This is a genomic window from Actinomadura montaniterrae (assembly GCF_008923365.1).
Taxonomy (GTDB): Bacteria; Actinomycetota; Actinomycetes; order Streptosporangiales; family Streptosporangiaceae; genus Spirillospora; species Spirillospora montaniterrae.
This window is the reverse complement of record NZ_WBMR01000198.1, coordinates 1-17,062: the sequence shown is the minus strand read 5'-3', so window position 1 is coordinate 17,062 and position 17,062 is coordinate 1. Positions and strand designations below refer to the sequence as shown.

The following is a 17,062-nucleotide window of genomic DNA, read 5'->3' as shown; positions in this document are numbered from 1 at the left end:
GGTGGCGCAGCACGGGCGGTGGCGCAGCACGGGCGGTGGCGCAGCACGGGCGGTGGCGCAGCACGGGCGGTGGCGCAGCACGGGCGGTGGCGCAGCACGGGCGGTGGCGCAGCACGGGCGGTGGCGCAGCACGGGCCGCAGCGCACCATGAACGGCGGGAGGCAGCCGAGGCGGCAGGCGCGGACGACGGCGCATCGGGGACGGCGGCATGTGGCGGACAGCAATGCGTCACGCCAGCGCATCGAGGACGGGGCGCTGGCGGGCGAGGTGTGGGGGCTTGGGGGCGGAGGCTTGGGGATGCGGCGGCCTGGGGGCTGCGGAGAGTTAGGGGCTGCGGCGGTTTGGGGACTGGAGTGGGGTTCGGGGGCGGAGTGATGTGGGGGCTGGGGAGTGCGGGCGCTGGGGCTGTGGGGCTGGGTGGGTTAGTTGGGGGTGGTTAGGAGGGGTGCGGGGCGGTGTTTGGTTGCGGTGAAGGTTGTCCAGGTGGTGGCGGCTCCGGTGATGGCGAAGGCGGCGAGTGTGGTGATGCCGAGGAGGGGCCAGGGGACGTCGACCAGGGGGCGGCCTGCGGCGCGGAGGGAGGCGGCGAGCATGCCGGCGAGGGCGCCGGCGGCGACCGTGCAGCCGAGGACGAGGCCGATGGCGGTGACCGCCCATGACTCGATCAGCGCGGCGCGGATCACCTGGGGGCGGGTCAGGCCCGCGACGCGGGCGGCTGCGAACTCGGCGCGGCGTTCGGTTCCGGCGATCATGACGGCGTTGATGACCGCGACCACCGCGTAGCCGCCGGCCATGCCCATGAGGACGGCGAGGATTCCCATGTTGCCGCGCTGCTGCGCGGCGGTCCGGTCGTCCGCCCACTGCGGGACGGTCTGGACCTTGTCCGCGCCTGCGGCATGTAGCGCCGTCCGGACCGTCGAGCGGCTCGTGCCGGGCGCGAGGCGGATCACGGTCTCGGCCTTCGCTGTGGCGAGGGCCGAGGCGGGGATCAGTTCGCGCGGTACGAGGAAGGTCTCGGAGTAGTTCTCGAGGGTGGCGCGGAGGGCGGCCACCACTTTCAGCCGTGTCTTGTGCCCGTTGATGGTGGCGGTCACCGTGGAGCCGACGCGGATCCCCGACTCGGCCATGCCGGGGCCCAGGGCGATCGTCCGGCCGTGGAGCCGGGTGAGGGAGCCGGCGCGGAGGTGAAGGGCGTGGGTGCGCGCGTAGGCGGGGGCGTCGATCGCGACGATGCCCGCGTAGTGCGTCTGGCGCCATGTTCGGTTCGCCTCGTGGTGCCGAGCGGTCACGCTCATGGAGAGGGAAACCTGCGGTGATGCGGCGGCGACGCCGGGGACGGCGGCGATGCGGTCCAGGTCGGCGCCCTGCGAGGTCACCACCAGGTCGCCGCGGACGAGGTGGCGTTGCTCCTCGCCGGACATCAGCGCCAGCGAGCCGAGGGTGCCGGTGAGGCCGAGGAGCAGGGCGACCAGGGCGATCAGCGGGGCGGCGGTGGATGCGCTGCGGCGCACGCCGTCGCGGAGGTTGGCCTGGGCCAGTTCGCCGAGGGGGCCGGCCCGGAGGACGGTGCCGAGGACGCGTCCGGCGAGGGGGACGACGAGAGGGCTCAGCGCGCTGAGCGAGATTGCTCCCATGATGGAGATGCCGAGCCCCATCATCATGGCGCCGAGCAGGTCGGCGGACTGGGCGAGCGACACCATCCAGATCGTGAACGCGAGGGAGGACAGGCCGGCCAGCCAGCGCGCCGGGGTCATGACGCGGGCGGCGCCTCCGGTGTCGCGGAGCGCGTCCAGCGGACGGACCTTCGTGGCGCGGCGTGCGGCGGCGAGCACGCCCAGGAGGGCGACCGTGATCCCGACGCAGCCGGAGGCGATGAGGACGCCGCCGTCCCAGACGAGCCGGAACCCGTCCGGCAGGAAGCCGAGCGCGATCAGCAGCCGGGCCTGCAGCCAGGTCGCGGGGAGGCCGATGAGCACGCCGGACGCCGTGCCGGTGAGGCCGAGCAGCAGCGCCTCACCGAGCAGCAGGAGGACGAGCTGGCTGCGGCCGCCGCCGACGAGGCGCAGGAGGGCGAGGTCGCGGCGGCGCTGGGCGACGGTGAAGGCGAACGTCGAGCTGACGATGAAGACGGTGAGGAAGGCCGACAGCATCACCGTCATGCCGAGCAGCGTGGCCGCCCCGGCGTAGCCCTCGCGGAGGTCTTCCCTGGCGCGGCCGGTGACGCCGGGCGGGATGGGCGCCCGGTCGGTGGCCACCATGACCAGCAGGGACGATTGGACGAGCGCCACACCGAGCGCGACGGCGGTCATGGCGCCGGCGAAGAGCCGCCAGCGTTCCCGGAAGGTGTTCAGGGCGAGGGTCAGCACGGGGCGGCCTCCAGCCGGGCGAGCCGGTCGGCCACCTCGCGGGCCGTTGGGCGGGCGATCCGGTCGACGAGCCGCCCGTCGGACATGAACACGACGGCGTCGGCGTGGGCCGCCGCGACCGGGTCGTGGGTGACCATGGCGATGCTCTGCCCGTCCCGGTCGACCATGGCGCGCAGCAGGCCGAGCACGGTGCGGGCGGAGGCGGAGTCGAGCGCGCCGGTCGGCTCGTCGGCGAACAGGACGGCCGGGCGGGTGACCATGGCCCGGGCGATCGCCACCCGCTGCTGCTGCCCGCCGGACAGCTCGCGCGGCCGGTGCCGCAGCCGGTCGCCGAGCCCGACCGCGGCCAGTACGGCGCGCACCTCGGCGCGGCGGACGCGGGCGCCGGCGAGCTTGAGCGGGAGCGCGACGTTCTGCTCGGCGGTGAGCGAGCCGATGAGGTTGAAGCTCTGGAAGACGAAGCCCATCGTGCGGCGCCGCAGCCCGGTCAGCACCGTGTCGGGGGCGCCGGTGATCTCCTGCCCGGCGAGGAGGACGCGGCCCCGGGTGACCCGGTCGAGCCCGGCGGCGCAGTGCAGCAGGGTGGACTTGCCGGAGCCGGACGGGCCCATCACCGCCGTCCACGATCCGGCGGGGAAGGCGATGGAGACGCCGTCGAGGGCGCGGACCAGCGCGTTGCCGCCGCCGTACTCGCGGGCGACGTCCCGCAGCTCGGCGGCCGGGGGCGCCGCCGGGGCAGGGGCGGGCCGTCCGGGTGCCGGGAGGGCCGCGATCGGGGTGCCAGAGGTCGGTGTGCTGGTCATGCGTCCACGGAACCATCCGCGTCCCGGGCTCCGCATGACGGCTGACCAGGATCTTTTAAGTATGGCTAGCCATACCGTCAGGGCGCGGAAGCGTGGCTACCTTTGGGTTCATGACCGACACCGCCCCTCGCACCGCCCTGGAGGCGGCGGCCGGACGGCGGTTCCTGATCTCCGGCTGGCCCTGGCGCTGCGCGGGATACCTGCTGTCGACGCCGGTTCCGATGCTCGCGGCCGCCGTCCCGTTCGCGCTGCTGGTACTGCCGTGGGCCGCGGCGCTGTCGTCCCGGCACGGGGTCGGCGCGCGCCTGCTGCTCGTGGCGCTGGGCGTCCTGTTCGTCGCGGGTCTGGGCCCGCTGGTGGCGCTCCCGGTCGCCGAGGTAGAACGCCGCCGACTTCGCTTGGTGGACGTCCGCCCCATCGTGTCCGGCCACTCGCGCGTGAACGGTTCCGAGCCTCACACGTGGTCTCTGGTCCGTTATGGCGAGGCGGCCATCTGGCGCGAGATGGCCTACGCGACCCTGCTGGTGACCGTGGTACCTGTCCTGTACGGGGCGTTGCTGATGTACGTGTTCGCGGTGGCCGGGCTCGTGTTCAGCCCGCTTCTCGCCATGGGCAACGGCGAACCGGTGGCTCTCGGCCTGGTCAAGGTGGCGACTCCGGCGGACGCCGTGCCGTACGCCATAGCGGGGTTCGCCTTGCTGCCCACCATCCCCTACTTGGCGGCGGTCCTCGCGGGCGCGCACGGGGCGATGGCCAGGACCCTGCTCGGACGGGGTTCCGGTGAGCGACTCCGTGCAGAACTGGTGGAGGTGTCCCGATCCAGGGCCAGGCTTGTGGACGCGTTCGAGGCCGAGCGGCGGCGCATAGAACGCGACCTGCACGACGGCGCGCAGCAACGCCTGATCGGGCTCACGCTCAAGCTCGGCATGGCCCGCGTGGAACTGCCCGCTGACTCCGATGCCGGTCGCAGCGTGGCGGAGGCCCACGAACAGGCCAAGCTCCTGATGGAGGAGTTGCGCGAACTCATCCGCGGCATCCATCCGCGCGTGCTGGCCGACAGGGGCCTGCCCGCGGCGCTGCGCGAACTCGCCGACCGCTCCCCCATACCGGTGACGGTCGAAGCGGACCTGCCTGAACGTCTGCATCCGCACGAAGAAGGCACCGCCTACTTCGTCGCCGCCGAAGCCCTGTCGAACATCGCCAAGCACAGCGACGCCCGAAGAGGCCGGATGAGCGTGCACCTCCGCGGCGGAACCCTGGCCTTGGAGGTCGAGGACGACGGCAAAGGCGGCGCGGACCCGTCCCTGGGAAGCGGGCTCACCGGTCTGGCCGACCGTGTGGCGGTGATCGACGGAAGAATGCTCCTGTCCAGTCCGGCCGGTGGGCCGACCGTCCTACGTGTGGAGTTCCCTTGCAGCCGACCGTCCGGGTAGTCCTCGCCGAAGACGGCGTGCTCCTGCGGGAAGGGCTCGTCGGGTTGCTCGGCAAGTTCGGCTTCGACATGGTCGCCGCCGTGGAGGACGCCGACGCCCTCAAGGCCGCGGTGGAGGAGCACTCCCCCGACCTCGTGGTGACGGACATCCGCATGCCGCCCGGTTTCAGCGACGAAGGGCTCCGCGCCGCCGTGGACCTTCGCAAGGCGCATCCCGGCCTGGCCGTCGTCGCGCTCAGCCAGTACGTGGAGCTGAGCTACTCCGCCGACCTGCTCGACTCCAACGACGGTACGCGCGTCGGCTACCTGCTCAAGGACCGGGTCGTCGAGGTGGAGGAGTTCGTCGCCGCGCTACGTCGGGTCGTGGACGGCGGTACGGTCGTCGACCCCACGGTCGTCCGGCAGCTCCTGCGCCGCAGCAAGGACCCATTGTCGCGGCTGTCCGCGCGCGAGCGCGAGGTGCTCGCCCTCATCGCGGAAGGGCACTCCAACACGGCGATAGCGCAGATCCTCACCGTCGCCGAAGTGACGGTCGGCAAGCACGTCGGCAACATCCTCACCAAGCTGGACCTGCCGTTGACGGACGACAAGAACCGCCGCGTCCTCGCCGTCCTGACCTACCTCCGCAGCCGCGCCGCCGCCTAGCCGCCCGAGCAGCCTGAGCCGCCAAAGCTGCCCAAGCACCCAAAGCCGCCTAGAGCGTCTTCTCGAAGCGCACACGGTCCTGCCCCGGGCCGTCGTATCCGGACTTCGGCTCGTGTACGGCGAAGCCCATGGCCCGGTGGAAGGCGATGGACCCCGTATTGGCGGGTGACGTGATGGCCTTGACCTTCGTACGGCCCGCCGCTGCGGCTTCCTCGAAGAACCGCTCGTACAGGGCCCGAGCTACGCCGTCCTTACGGCGCTTGGGATCGACGCCAACGAAATGGATGTACGCCTCGTCCGGGTGGTCCGGCGAATGGAATCCCACAAGGAAGCCGTGCATGCCGTCGTCACCGTCCATGACGAGGCTCGTCCCGGTGAAGTGCTCGAAGAACAGGCGGGGCAGCAGCAGCGTCAGCTGGCGTGCCTGTTCCGGCGTGCGGGAATCGGCCCACCACTCCGGCATCACCCGCAGGACCGCCTCGTGGTCTTCCAACCGCGCCCGCCGGATCTCCCGCACCGCTCCGCCTCTCCGCCATGGGATGTGCTGGGCCCCATCCTTCCCGAGGCACCCACCGCGACGTCCACGCCCCCTGCCGGACAAGGCAGCGCCGTACACTGACCAGGAAATTCACGGTGAGGAGAGCCATGCCCAGGGCGGACGCGCAACGCAACCGCGACCTCATCCTCACGACGGCCAGGAACGTCTTCGCCGAGCGCGGACCGGACGCACCACTCGACGACATCGCCCGTAACGCGGGCGTGGGCAACGCCACCCTGTACAGGCACTTCCCTACACGACGCGACCTGCTCATCGCCGTGTACGCGGACGAGGTCGCAGACCTGACCGCCAAGAGCCGGAAACTCCTGCACCACGACCCGCCCGCCGACGCCCTCTTCATGTGGCTGCGGGCATTCATCGCCCATGTCGCCGACAAGGGCGACCTGGCCCGCGCCATTCCGGAAGACGGACGTTCCCCTCTCTTCGACGAATGGCATGCCGCCATGCACGCAGCCGTGGCGCCCCTACTGGCGAGGGCCCGGGAGGCCGGTGCCGTTCGTCCCGACCTCGACGGCCCGGACCTCCTGGCGTTGGCAGGCGGGATAGCCACCGCGGGAGCCGGCGCACCGCAAACCGACCGCCTCCTCCGCCTGGTCCGGGAAGGCATCACCACGCCCGGGCGAAACCCCACCTGACCCTGGGCGCGGACACCGTGGAGGGTTGCCTGCCAGGGTGGTGAAGACTGTCCGCATGGAGTTCTTCTGCTACCACCGTGATAGGCGCGGCTCTATGGCGCTGCGCCGCGAACTCGTAGAAGAACACTGGTCCTATATGGACCGCTACGCGGCGGAGATGATCGCCCGTGGCCCGACCTTCTTGAGCAACGGCGAAACGCTCACCGGAAGCGTGCACATCGTCGACCTGCCCGACTCCGCCACCGCGCGCGCGTTCGCCTTCGACGAGCCCGGCTACCAGGCCGGCGCCTACCGCGACATCATGCTGCGCCGCTGGCACAACGCGCTCGGCCGCACGATGTGGGAGTTCCCCGGCGACCGCAACGAGGGCGACCACTATCTGGTGCTCGGCCTAGGCGAAGGCCACTCCGCCGACCGCGATCTGCCGCCCGACAATCACACGCTGATCGCCTACGGCCCCCTGCTGTCCGACGACGGAAGCACATGGCTGGGCACGGCGGCACTAGTGCAGGCACCGAACCCTGAAACGGCCCGCACCGTCCTGGCCGCAGACCGGTACGCCGACATCGAAGTCCACCTCTGGACTTTCGGCGGCCGCAGATAGCTCCCCGGAAGCCGTCCTACCGGAGCTAGAAGCCGTCCTACCCAAGTCATCGGAGCAGGCTCGGCTGATCGATCACCCACAACCGCAACGCCAGGACGGCGTCGGGCTCGTACAACGCCACCAGCCCATCGACGTCGCCGGCGTTCAGCCGCTCCACGACGAGCCGGCTCAGGTCGTCCGGCAAGGATGCCAGGGGCCTCCAACAACAGACCCCCGCCTCGAAGCCATATGACCTGGTCAGCGACCGTCTACCAGGAACATGGACCTCCGAGCCGGGGGCATGGGAGGGCCATGGGGGGTCGACGTTCATGGGCGGACCGCGTCAAGCGGCCGCTGCTGGCTCACGCGATCGTGGTGGTCGCGCTCGCGTTCATGGTGGCGATCACCGTGACGGACCTCGTCCTCGGGACGACCGTCCACCTTGGACCGTTCCTGGTCATCGCGCCCGCGCTCGCCGCCTCCATGGCGACGGTGCGGCTGACCGCCGTCGTCGCCGCCCTGGCGGTGGCGGACCAGGTGATCATCGCGATCTTCCACGGCGGCCTGACCACGACGAACCACCTGGCGCAGATCAGCGCGCTGACCCTGCTCTCCCTGCTGATCGTCTTCCTGCGCCTGGTCCGGGAGCGCCGCGAGCACGCGCTGGGCCAGGCGCGATCCGTGGCCGAGACGGCGCAGCGCGCCCTGCTGAGACCGCCGCCCGAGCGGATCGGGCCGCTGCGGGTGGCCTGGCTCTACCTGACGGCCGAGGACGAGAGCCAGATCGGCGGCGACCTGTTCGCGGTCACGCGCGCGTCCCGGCCCGCGAGCCGGGTGCTGATAGGCGACGTCCGAGGCAAGGGCCTGGACGCCATAGCCGAGGCATCGGTGGTCCTAGGCGCGTTCCGGGAGGGCGCCCGCCGCTACGCCCTGCCCGCCCTCACCGCCGCCCTCCAGGACAGCGTCGACCGCGACCTGGAAGAAGTCGCCGACACCGAGCACGACCTGGGCGAACACTTCATCACCGCGCTTGTCCTCGACGTCGCCGACGACCACCCGGAAGTCGAGATGATCAGCTGCGGCCATCCGCCTCCCCTGCTCCTGCACGACCACCGGACCACGACCCTTGAGCCGCGCGCCCCCGCACCACCGCTGGGCGTGCCGAACCCCGTCCCGCTCAACGTCGAGCGTTTCACCTTCGCACCCGGCGACATGCTCGTCCTCTACACCGACGGCGTCATCGAGGCCCGCTCGCCGTCCGGGGACTTCTACCCGCTCGCCGAACGCGTCGCGACCTTCCCCGCCACCGACCCCGCCGCCTTGCTGGACCACATCCACCGCGACCTGCTCGCCCATACCGCCGACCACCTGGCCGACGACGCCGCCCTCCTCATCCTCCAACGCACAGACCCGCACCCCGCTCGCTGACCACCCGCCCGAACACCGGCCGCCTCCCGCCATAGCCGGCGTTCTTCAAAGTGCCACTCACAGTCACTCGGACACCATCGGCATCCACGAGGCAAGTCAGCGCTCTGTATCGACGGTGTAGCGGGCGAACACGGTCAGTAGGAGCTCGATCGATTCCCGCGTCCGGTCGTCGGCCATGCCTGTGACCTCTATCGAGACCTCGTCGCCCCCAACGGCGCGTGACAGCCGGACCTCCACCTGCCGATCGCCCACCAATGGGTAGGCGTACCAGCCGTCCGCCTGCTCGTCGTCGGTGTCGGGTAGGGCCATCGAGATGGCGAGCCAATCGGAGTCGTCGAAGTCGTATCCGACGACCTCGGAGATCATCTCCATGAGCGGGCGGACGTTGGACGACCAGACCCACCCCCCTGCGCTTAAAGCCCGGTCACCCATCCGCATGGACTACGACTACCGGACGGACAGGCCCCATAGGGCGCCACCGACGGCGGCGAGAGCCTCCGTGGATGGCCGACCAGGAGGGGGGTCATTAGTGTGGGTGGGGTTGGGTGATTACGGGTTGGTAGGGTGCGGGCGTGGTGAATCGCGGGATGGCGTACGGGGTCGCGGCGTACGTCCTGTGGGGGCTGTTCCCGCTGTACTGGCCGCTGCTGAAGCCGGCCGGGGCGCTGGAGATCCTCGCGCATCGGATCATGTGGTCGCTGGTGGCGGTCGCGGTGGTGCTCGCGGCGGCGCGGAACTGGGGCTGGATCAGGGCGCTGACGGTCCGCAAGGCGGGCCTGCTGGCGGCGGCCGCGCTGGTGATCACCGCGAACTGGGGCACCTACATCTACGCGGTCAACAGCGGGCACACGATCGAGGCGGCGCTGGGCTACTTCATCAACCCGCTGATCAGCGTGGTGTTCGGCGTGGTGATCTTCCGGGAGCGGCTGCGGGCCGGGCAGTGGGCCGCGGTGGGGCTGGGCGCGGCGGCGGTGGTGGTGCTGACGGCGGACTACGGGCGGCTGCCGTGGATCGCGCTGGTGCTGGCGTTCTCGTTCGGGACGTACGGGCTGCTGAAGAAGTTCGCGAGCATGCCGTCGGCGGAGAGCCTGGCCGTGGAGACGGCGGTGATGTTCGTGCCGGCGCTGGTGTCCGTGCTGGTGCTGGCGGGACGGGGCGACGCGGCGTTCGGGCATCACGGAGCGGGCCACGCCGCGCTGCTCGCCGGCGCGGGGATCGTGACGGCGATCCCGCTGATGCTGTTCAACGCGGCGGCGATCCGGTTGCCGATGAGCGCGATCGGGATGCTGCAGTACCTCGCGCCCGTCCTGCAGTTCCTCATCGGGCTGCTGGTGCAGGGCGAGGAGATGCCGCCGAGCCGGTGGGCCGGCTTCCTGCTCGTGTGGCTCGCGCTGGTGGCGCTGACCTGGGACGGGGTGCGGGCCGGGCGGCGGGCGCGGGTTCCGGAAACGGATGCCGTGCCGGAAACGGCGCATTGAAGGCGCCCGGCCGAGCCACTAAAGTGCCGGACGTCACACGCCGCATCCGAGGAGTCCTGTTGCGTTTGCTGAGCGTCACCGTGTTGGGGTCCGCACTCGTGGCGGCGGGTCTGATGGCACCGGCGGCGGGCGAGGCGACGACCTCGGGGCACGACGGGCTGACGGTGCGGCCGGGCACGACCCGGGCCGGGGACAAGGTGGACCTGTCGGTTCCCGGGTGCGGTCCGGGACGGCACTGGGCGTCGTCGGACGTGTTCGACGGGCGGGCCCGGCTGGACGGCCAGAACGGCACAGCGGTGCTCGAGGACGACGCGAAGCCCGGGACGTACACGGTGCGGGTGCGCTGCGGGTCGCACACGGCGACCGGGAAGGTGCGCGTGGCGGGGCGGCTCGTCTGGCCGACCCTGCTTCCGGGCAACCGCGACGGCCTGTAGGCGCGACCCCCGATAGGCGCGACGCTCGACAGGCACGACGCCCGGCAGGCGCGACGGCGCCTCAACTCTGGTGACGGATTCGGTGTCCCGCACGAACGGTGCGTGAGAAGTACACCGACCAAGACATCCGTCTACATATGCCATCAAGACCGACGAATGGCAAGACCTTTGACTGAGTGACTCATGTCACTCGTCAGATGCATGTATCGGACACATTCGATCTTGATCCACATCTAGGTCGATGTGATACTTCCACGGTATTGACCAGGTTTCGGCAAACTTATACCAACCCTTCCGGGATGCCCTTTTTGCCGCGAGAGGGGCGTTCCACCGCAAGATTTCCCGCACGACTCGTCGAACACCGTCCTTCGCGCGAGAGACGTCCAGTCTGAGGGGCACGTCACGATGACCGTCACCGCCGGCCCGCCACGGTCCCGGAAACCGAGAAACTTCCCCCTTTACCGCACGGTTTCCCGCTTCGTCCGCGACCCCCTGAGGGAGATCGAGCGGATCAGCACCGCGGCGGGAGGTGAGATAGCGCGGCTGGACCTCGGCGCCTCGCACCCCTACGTGGTGACGCACCCCGACCACGTCCAGCAGGTGCTGCGCAAGGAGTCGGAGAACTTCGTCCGGGACGGGACGTTCTGGCGCCCCCTGCACAGCCTGTTCGGCGACAGCATCATGTCCGAGTACGCCGAGTGGGAGCTGAGCAAGCGGATCCTGCAGCCGGTCTTCTCCACCCGCACGATCCGGTCGCTGAGCGACCATATGGCACGTGCCATCAACGAGGCCGTCGCGCAGCTCGACGAACCGGCGCGCGAGGGACGGTCCATCGAGGTGCTGCCGGAGATGGGCCGCATCGTCCACGACACCGTCATCAAGGTGCTCTTCGGGGACAAGATAAGGAAGGCCGAGGCGGACCGGCTGATCCCCGCGATGGAGCGCCTGGCCACGTCGATCGCGTTCCGTTTCCTGCTGCCGTTCGTCCCGCGCTCCATCCCGCTGCCGGGCGACCGCGCGTTCTCCGCGGGCCTCCAGGTCATGGACGAGACGCTCTACGAACTCGTCGACCGGTTCCGGTACGACCCGGGCGAGGGCTACGACATCTTCACGGCGCTCTGCAAGGCCCGCATGACGGAGGGCAGCGGCCTCGACGACAACTGGGTCCGCGACAACCTGCTCGCCATGTGGGCCACCAGCACCGAGACGACGACGGTAGCGCTGACCTGGATCTGGCCGATGCTCGCCGCGCATCCGGACGTCACCGCGCGGCTGCGCGCGGAGATCGAGGCGGTGGTGGGCGACGAGGCGGTGCGGCCCGAGCACCTGCACCGGCTCCCCTATGTGAAGCAGGTCGTCCAGGAGCTGCTGCGGCTGTATCCGGTGGGCTGGATCTTCCCGCGCATCGCGCTGAAGGACACCGTCATCGGCGGTGTGCCGGTCGAGGCGGGGCAGACGGTTCTGATCAGCCCGTTCCTCACGCACCGCCTCGAGTCGGTGTGGGAGCGGCCGCTGGAGTTCGACCCCGAACGCTTCACGCCCGAGCGTGCGCGCGCGCGTCACCGCTACGCCTACTTCCCCTTCGGCGGCGGCCCGCACCAGTGCATCGGACGGCATGTGTTCAACATGGAGGCCGAGTTGATCCTCACCGCCATCCTCAGCCGGTACCGTCCGGAGATGGCGCCGACGGAGGGCCCGGTACAGGCGCGGATCGGCGCGACGCTCCGCCCCAACCAGCCGCTCCACCTCCTGCTGCACCCGGTCCAGCGCTGATGGACGGCATCGGCGGCGACACGGCCGCCCCTCAGTCCTCCACGCCTGCCCCCACGTCCGCCCTTCAGTCCTCCACGCCTGCCCTCACCTCCCCAACATCCGCTCTGCAGGCCGGGACGATCTGCGCCGTCGCCGGGCAGGCGCAGCGGCAGATGCGGGCGTGGGCGGCCGACCATCCCGCGCTCTACGACGCGAAGGCGTTCGACCCCGCCCTGTTCAGCACGCTCGCGCTGGCGGCGGCGTTCAGCGGGCCGGACCTCGGCGCGGACCGTCTCGCGGTCGCCAACAAGGTCTGCCTGTGGTGCTTCGGCCTGGACTGGCTGATCGACTACGCCGCATCGTCCCGGGACGAGGTCGCCGGCCTGGTCCGCAGGTGCGCCGCCGTGGCCGACGGCGAGGAGCCCGCACCGGGGACGCCCGCCGAGGACGAGCTCTCGCGGTTCCTCGCCGGCATCCGGGACGAGCTGCGGGCCGAGCCGGCGTTCCCCGGGCTCGGCGACGTCTGGCGGGACGAGCTGCAGCGCATGCTCGACGCCATGGCCCTCGAATGGGACTGGAAGGCCGCGCGGGACGCCGGAGGCGACGCCCCCTCGTTCGACGAGTACCTCGCGAACGCCGACAATCTGGGCTTCGCCTTCGTGTTCGTCTCGCATTGGATCGCCTCCGGCGGCGGCGGGGACGTGACGGCCGTCCGCGAGGCGGGCTGGGCCGTGCAGCGGGTCATCCGGCTGCTCAACGACCTCGGAACCTACGAGCGCGACCTCGAATGGGGCGACCTCAACGCGCTCCTGCTCGGCCGCCCGCGCGCGGAGGTGCAGGAACGGATCTCGGCGCTGACCGCCGAGGCACGCGTGCTCATTGCGCGCGCGCGAGACGGCGCCCCCCGCCTCGCCGACTACATGGAACGGCAGATGGACTTCTGCGCCGGCTTCTACGGGGTCACGGACTTCTGGGGTTCCCTGTGAGCATCGACGACCGCCCTATAGCGGCGACCACCGTCCCTTCCCCCCGGCAGGAAACCGCCCACCCCCCTCATGACCCGGACGCCGACCTCGCCCGCGCGGTCGCCCGGCTCATCGCCGGGCTGACCGAGCACCCCTGGGGCCGGACGTCGCCGTCGGTCTACGAGACGGGCCGGCTGGTGACGCTCGCGCCATGGCTCAGCGGGCACGCGCGGCGCGTCTCCTACCTGCTGGAGCAGCAGCGGCCGGACGGTCTGTGGGGCGCCCCCGAACCCGGCTATGCGCTCGTCCCGACGCTGAGCGCGATCGAGGCCCTGCTGAAGGTGCTCACCCGCGAGGGCGGGGTCGCCGGAACCGACCGCGACCGCCTCGCCCGCTCCGCGGACCTGGGGCTCGGCGCCGCCGCGGCCCGCCTGTGCGGGCCGTCCGCCCCCGCGTTCGCGCTGCCCGACCTGCCCGCCATCGAGCTGATCACGCCGGCGCTCCTCGAGGGCATCAACGCGTCGCTGGACCGGCTGCGGGAGGCGCCCGTCCCCGGTCTCGGCGCATGGGCAGGGCACGAACTCGGCCCGCCGACCGGAATGGACGTCGCCAAGCTCGGCCTCGTGCGCTCGCTGCTCGGCTCCGGTGCCCCCGCTCCGCAGAAGCTCATGCACGCCCTGGAGGTCGCCGGGCCGGCGGCCGCCGGACTGCCGCACACCCGCCCCGAGCCGACCGGGACGATCGGCGCGTCCCCCGCCGCCACGGCCGCCTGGCTGGGCGCGGAGGCGCCGCCCGAACCGGGCGATCCGGCCCGCTGGTACCTGGAGACGGTGGTCGCGCGGCACGGCGGCCCGGTCCCGTGCGGGATCCCGCTCACCGTGTTCGAGCGCGGCTGGGTGCTGGCGTGGCTGGCGCGGGCGGGCGTCCCGTTCACCGTGCCGCCCGAGCTCGTCCTCAGCCTGACGGCGCCGCTCGGCCCGGCGGGGACCGCCGCCGCGGCGGGGCTCCCGTCGGACGCCGACACCACCGCCGGTGCGCTCTACGCGCTGGCCCTGCTGGACGCGCCCTGCCGCCCCGACTCCCTCCTCCCCTACGAGACGGACACGCACTTCTGCACCTGGCAGGGCGAGGACGGGGCGTCCATCACGACGAACGCGCACGTCCTGGAAGCGTTCGGCCAGTACCTCGCCACCATGCGGGACCGCGTCGGCGCGGCCTCGGCGGAGCGGTACGCGGCCGCGGCGGCGAAGGCCGCGTCCTGGCTGTGCGGGCAGCAGCGGCAGGACGGCAGCTGGGAGGACCGCTGGCACGCCTCCCCCTACTACGCGACGGCGTGCGCGGCCGTCGCCCTGGCGGCGTTCGGCGGCGAGGCGTCCGCGGCGGCCGTCGCGGCGGCGCGCCGCTGGGTCCTCGGCACGCAGCGCGCGGACGGCTCCTGGGGCCGGTGGGAGGGAACGGCGGAGGAGACGGCGTACGCGGTCCAACTGCTGCTGCTGACGGGACGCGGCGCCGATCCGGCCGCCGCCGAGGCCGCCGCGCGGGCCCGGCCGCACCTGCTGCGCGGCCTGACCAGCGCGGATGATCACGCGGACGCGGAGCCGGCGCTGTGGCATGACAAGGACCTCTACAGGCCCGGCGCGATCGTCATGGCCGGGGTCGTGGCGGCGCTTCATCTCGGCCGCGGGTCCGGCGTGTTTCGGTGAGGTGAATTTCGCCACACCGGTTCCGCCGCGCACCGCCCTCAAATGCGACAAAACCGTGTGTGTTGACGATTCACCTTGAGGGGGTATGGCCCTGTTGCTAGTCTTCTACGCCGTATGGAACGGCGACTAGCCGCCGCCCCTGCGGACCACGACACCAGCAGGCTCGCTTCCGCGAAACACGATGTGCCACGCGGTTGCGAGCCAATTCACATATTGTTGGGGCGATTGTAATGCGCTTCCGCAACTCGCGCCTGCGAACCAAGATCACGGCGCTGTTGCTCTCCCTGACCGCACTCTGGATTTTCGCGGCCTGGGTGACCCTGCGAGAAGGCGTCAATCTGCTCGGCGTCACGACCCTGGACAGCGCGATCGCCCAGCCGACCGACCCGCTGCTGGCCGAGCTCCAGAAGGAGCGCCGGCTGTCCATGATCGAGTTCTCCCGGCCGAGCGCGTCGGTCCGCAGCGCGCTCGCCGCGCAGCGGTCCCGCACCGACGACGCGAGCGCCGAGGCGATCAAGAAGGCCCGGGACGGAAAGGTGAAATGGTTCGCGGGCGACCTGCTCGAGCACCGCATCGACGAGATGGTCGGCAGGTTGCGCGGGGTGGACGCGATCCGCCGCACGGTCGACGCGCACGGCGCCGACCGGACCCGAATCGCCGCCGGGTATTCCGAGGTCATCGAGTCCATTTTCCGGGTCTACGATTCCCTGGCCACCCTGGACGACAAGGACTTCGCCAGCGACACCCGCACCGAAGTCGAGCTCAACCGCACGTGGGAACTGCTTTCGCAGGAGGACGCGTTGGTCGCGGGCTCGCTCACGGCCGGCCGGTTCAGCCAGTCCGAGCTCATCACCTTCACCCAGACGGTGGGCACGCGCCGGCACAACATCTCCGCGGCGCTCATCGCCATTCAGGATTCGGACGGCGCCCTTTACGACGCGCTGACGAAGAACGCGAAGCTCGCCCAGGTCCAGTCGCTCGAAGACCAGATCATGCAGAACCGGCGGATCACCTCCGGGAAGCCGCCGCACACCGTCACCCGGCCCGCGGTCACGCTCGACCAGTGGTCGACCGCGGCGACGCCCGCGCTGAGCCAGGTGCGCGAGAGCATCCAGGCGGGCGGCGACCGGCTCGTCGACCGCGCCAAGCCGATCGCGATCGGCGTGGTCGTCCGGCTGGTGCTCGCCGGTGGTCTCGGGCTCCTCGCGGTCATCGCGTCCATCGTCGTGTCGATCACCACGGCGCGCGCCCTCGTGCGGCAGCTCGAGCGGCTGCGCGTCGCCGCGTGGGAGCTGGCCGAGCAGCGGCTGCCCGGCGTCGTCGAGCGGCTCGGGCACGGCGAGAAGGTCGACGTGTCGGTGGAGGCGCCGCCGCTGCAGTTCGGCACCGACGAGATCGGGCAGGTGGGACGCGCGTTCAACGCCGTCCAGGAGACCGCGATCCGCACCGCGGTCGAGCAGGCGGAGCTGCGCCGCGGCATCCGCGACGTCCTGCTCAGCCTGGCCCGCCGCACGCAGACCCTCGTGCACCGGCAGCTGACCATGCTGGACACCATGGAGCGCCGCCGCGACATCGAGGTCAAGGAGCTGGAGGAGCTGTTCCGGCTCGACCACCTCGCCACCCGGATGCGGCGCAACGCCGAGAACCTCATCGTGCTGTCGGGCGCGCTGCCCGCCCGCGGCTGGCGCAGCTCGGTGCCGATGGTCGACGTCGTGCGCGCCGCGGTCGGCGAGGTCGAGGACTACACCCGCGTCACCGTGCTGCCGTTCGGGCCGGTCGAGCTGGCCGGACGCGCGGTCGGCGACGTCACCCACCTGCTCGCCGAGCTGATCGAGAACGCGGTGTCGTTCTCCCCGCCGGACACGGTCGTGCAGGTCGGCGGGCACCTGGTCGCCAACGGCTTCGCGATCGACATCGAGGACCGCGGGCTCGGCATGACCGACGAGAAGCTCGCCGAGATCAACGAGCGGATCGAGGACCCGCCGGACTTCAACCTGCAGAGCTCGGTGCAGCTCGGCCTGTTCGTGGTCAGCAAGCTCGCCGAGCGGTACGGGCTGCGCGTCCAGCTGAAGCGGTCCGCCTACGGCGGCACCACCGCGGTCGTCGTGATCCCCAAGGGACTGGTCGTCGAGGAGGGCGACCGGGTCCGGGCGGCGTCGACCTCCACCACGACCACGCAGAACGGCCTGGAGGTGCGCCAGCCCACCGCGGTCGGCGCGGGCCGTTCCGGCGGCGCCGCGGCGCTCACCGCCGGCGGCACCGGGCCGCAGCCGGCGCCG

16 protein-coding genes are annotated in these 17,062 nt (G+C 71.5%); 11 read left to right on the top strand and 5 right to left on the bottom strand.

Going from position 1 to position 17,062, the window contains the following annotated elements; all coding sequences use genetic code 11:
• Positions 1 to 422: 422 nt before the first annotated feature.
• Together F9B16_RS39935 and F9B16_RS39930 are read right to left on the bottom strand one after the other, a co-directional pair.
• Positions 423 to 2,366 carry an FtsX-like permease family protein gene (locus F9B16_RS39935; RefSeq protein ID WP_151545466.1) on the bottom strand — a complete coding sequence of 648 codons (1,944 nt, stop codon included), beginning with the start codon at positions 2,364 to 2,366 and terminating at the stop codon, positions 423 to 425.
• The gene (locus tag F9B16_RS39930; protein WP_151545465.1) at positions 2,360 to 3,169 is read right to left on the bottom strand and encodes an ABC transporter ATP-binding protein; all 810 of its coding nucleotides are present in this window, start codon (positions 3,167 to 3,169) and stop codon (positions 2,360 to 2,362) included. The genes F9B16_RS39935 and F9B16_RS39930 overlap by 7 nt, the downstream gene beginning before the upstream one ends.
• 110 nt (positions 3,170 to 3,279) lie before the next feature.
• Here F9B16_RS39930 and F9B16_RS39925 point away from each other — a divergent pair, with 110 nt between their 5' ends.
• Together F9B16_RS39925 and F9B16_RS39920 are read left to right on the top strand one after the other, a co-directional pair.
• Entirely contained in the window at positions 3,280 to 4,602 is a 1,323-nt protein-coding gene (locus F9B16_RS39925; protein WP_151545464.1) for a sensor histidine kinase, read from the top strand.
• On the top strand, positions 4,581 to 5,246 hold the full coding sequence (locus F9B16_RS39920; protein ID WP_151545463.1) for a LuxR C-terminal-related transcriptional regulator: 666 nt from the start codon (positions 4,581 to 4,583) through the stop codon (positions 5,244 to 5,246). The genes F9B16_RS39925 and F9B16_RS39920 overlap by 22 nt, the downstream gene beginning before the upstream one ends.
• 49 nt (positions 5,247 to 5,295) lie before the next feature.
• On the opposite strand, the gene F9B16_RS39915 is transcribed toward F9B16_RS39920, so the two are convergent.
• A complete protein-coding gene (locus F9B16_RS39915) occupies positions 5,296 to 5,787 on the bottom strand; it encodes a GNAT family N-acetyltransferase (protein ID WP_404800558.1) in 492 nt (163 codons plus the stop codon).
• 104 nt (positions 5,788 to 5,891) lie between these two features.
• On the opposite strand from F9B16_RS39915, the gene F9B16_RS39910 reads away from it, so the two are divergent.
• The gene (locus F9B16_RS39910; protein ID WP_151545461.1) at positions 5,892 to 6,440 is read left to right on the top strand and encodes a TetR/AcrR family transcriptional regulator; all 549 of its coding nucleotides are present in this window, start codon (positions 5,892 to 5,894) and stop codon (positions 6,438 to 6,440) included.
• Positions 6,441 to 6,495: 55 nt separating this feature from the next.
• A complete protein-coding gene (locus tag F9B16_RS39905) occupies positions 6,496 to 7,044 on the top strand; it encodes a YciI family protein (protein WP_151545460.1) in 549 nt (182 codons plus the stop codon).
• Positions 7,045 to 7,090: 46 nt separating this feature from the next.
• Here the strand turns inward: F9B16_RS39905 and F9B16_RS51610 are convergent, their stop codons facing one another.
• The gene (locus tag F9B16_RS51610) at positions 7,091 to 7,228 is read right to left on the bottom strand and encodes a hypothetical protein (protein WP_192809216.1); all 138 of its coding nucleotides are present in this window, start codon (positions 7,226 to 7,228) and stop codon (positions 7,091 to 7,093) included.
• 107 nt (positions 7,229 to 7,335) lie between these two features.
• Between F9B16_RS51610 and F9B16_RS39895 the strand changes: the two genes are divergently transcribed.
• Positions 7,336 to 8,451 (top strand): PP2C family protein-serine/threonine phosphatase, encoded by a 1,116-nt coding sequence (locus tag F9B16_RS39895; RefSeq protein WP_151545458.1) that lies wholly within the window; start codon positions 7,336 to 7,338, stop codon positions 8,449 to 8,451.
• A 96-nt stretch (positions 8,452 to 8,547) separates the two neighbouring features.
• Here F9B16_RS39895 and F9B16_RS39890 read toward each other — a convergent pair whose 3' ends face one another.
• On the bottom strand, positions 8,548 to 8,823 hold the full coding sequence (locus tag F9B16_RS39890; RefSeq protein WP_151545457.1) for a hypothetical protein: 276 nt from the start codon (positions 8,821 to 8,823) through the stop codon (positions 8,548 to 8,550).
• 215 nt (positions 8,824 to 9,038) lie between these two features.
• Between F9B16_RS39890 and rarD the strand changes: the two genes are divergently transcribed.
• From rarD to F9B16_RS39860, 6 genes are all read left to right on the top strand, one after another.
• Positions 9,039 to 9,929, top strand: coding sequence for an EamA family transporter RarD (gene rarD, locus F9B16_RS39885; protein WP_151545469.1), 891 nt, complete (start codon positions 9,039 to 9,041; stop codon positions 9,927 to 9,929).
• 59 nt (positions 9,930 to 9,988) lie between these two features.
• Positions 9,989 to 10,363, top strand: coding sequence for a hypothetical protein (locus F9B16_RS39880; protein WP_151545456.1), 375 nt, complete (start codon positions 9,989 to 9,991; stop codon positions 10,361 to 10,363).
• Between the two features lie 405 nt (positions 10,364 to 10,768).
• Entirely contained in the window at positions 10,769 to 12,136 is a 1,368-nt protein-coding gene (locus tag F9B16_RS39875) for a cytochrome P450 (protein ID WP_151545455.1), read from the top strand.
• The gene (locus F9B16_RS39870; RefSeq protein WP_225992362.1) at positions 12,136 to 13,101 is read left to right on the top strand and encodes a terpene synthase family protein; all 966 of its coding nucleotides are present in this window, start codon (positions 12,136 to 12,138) and stop codon (positions 13,099 to 13,101) included. The genes F9B16_RS39875 and F9B16_RS39870 overlap by 1 nt, the downstream gene beginning before the upstream one ends.
• Positions 13,098 to 14,783 (top strand): prenyltransferase/squalene oxidase repeat-containing protein, encoded by a 1,686-nt coding sequence (locus F9B16_RS39865; RefSeq protein ID WP_225992361.1) that lies wholly within the window; start codon positions 13,098 to 13,100, stop codon positions 14,781 to 14,783. The genes F9B16_RS39870 and F9B16_RS39865 overlap by 4 nt, the downstream gene beginning before the upstream one ends.
• Before the next feature lie 314 nt (positions 14,784 to 15,097).
• Positions 15,098 to 17,062 (top strand): sensor histidine kinase (locus F9B16_RS39860; protein WP_225992360.1); only part of this gene is annotated, 1,965 nt, incomplete at its 3' end.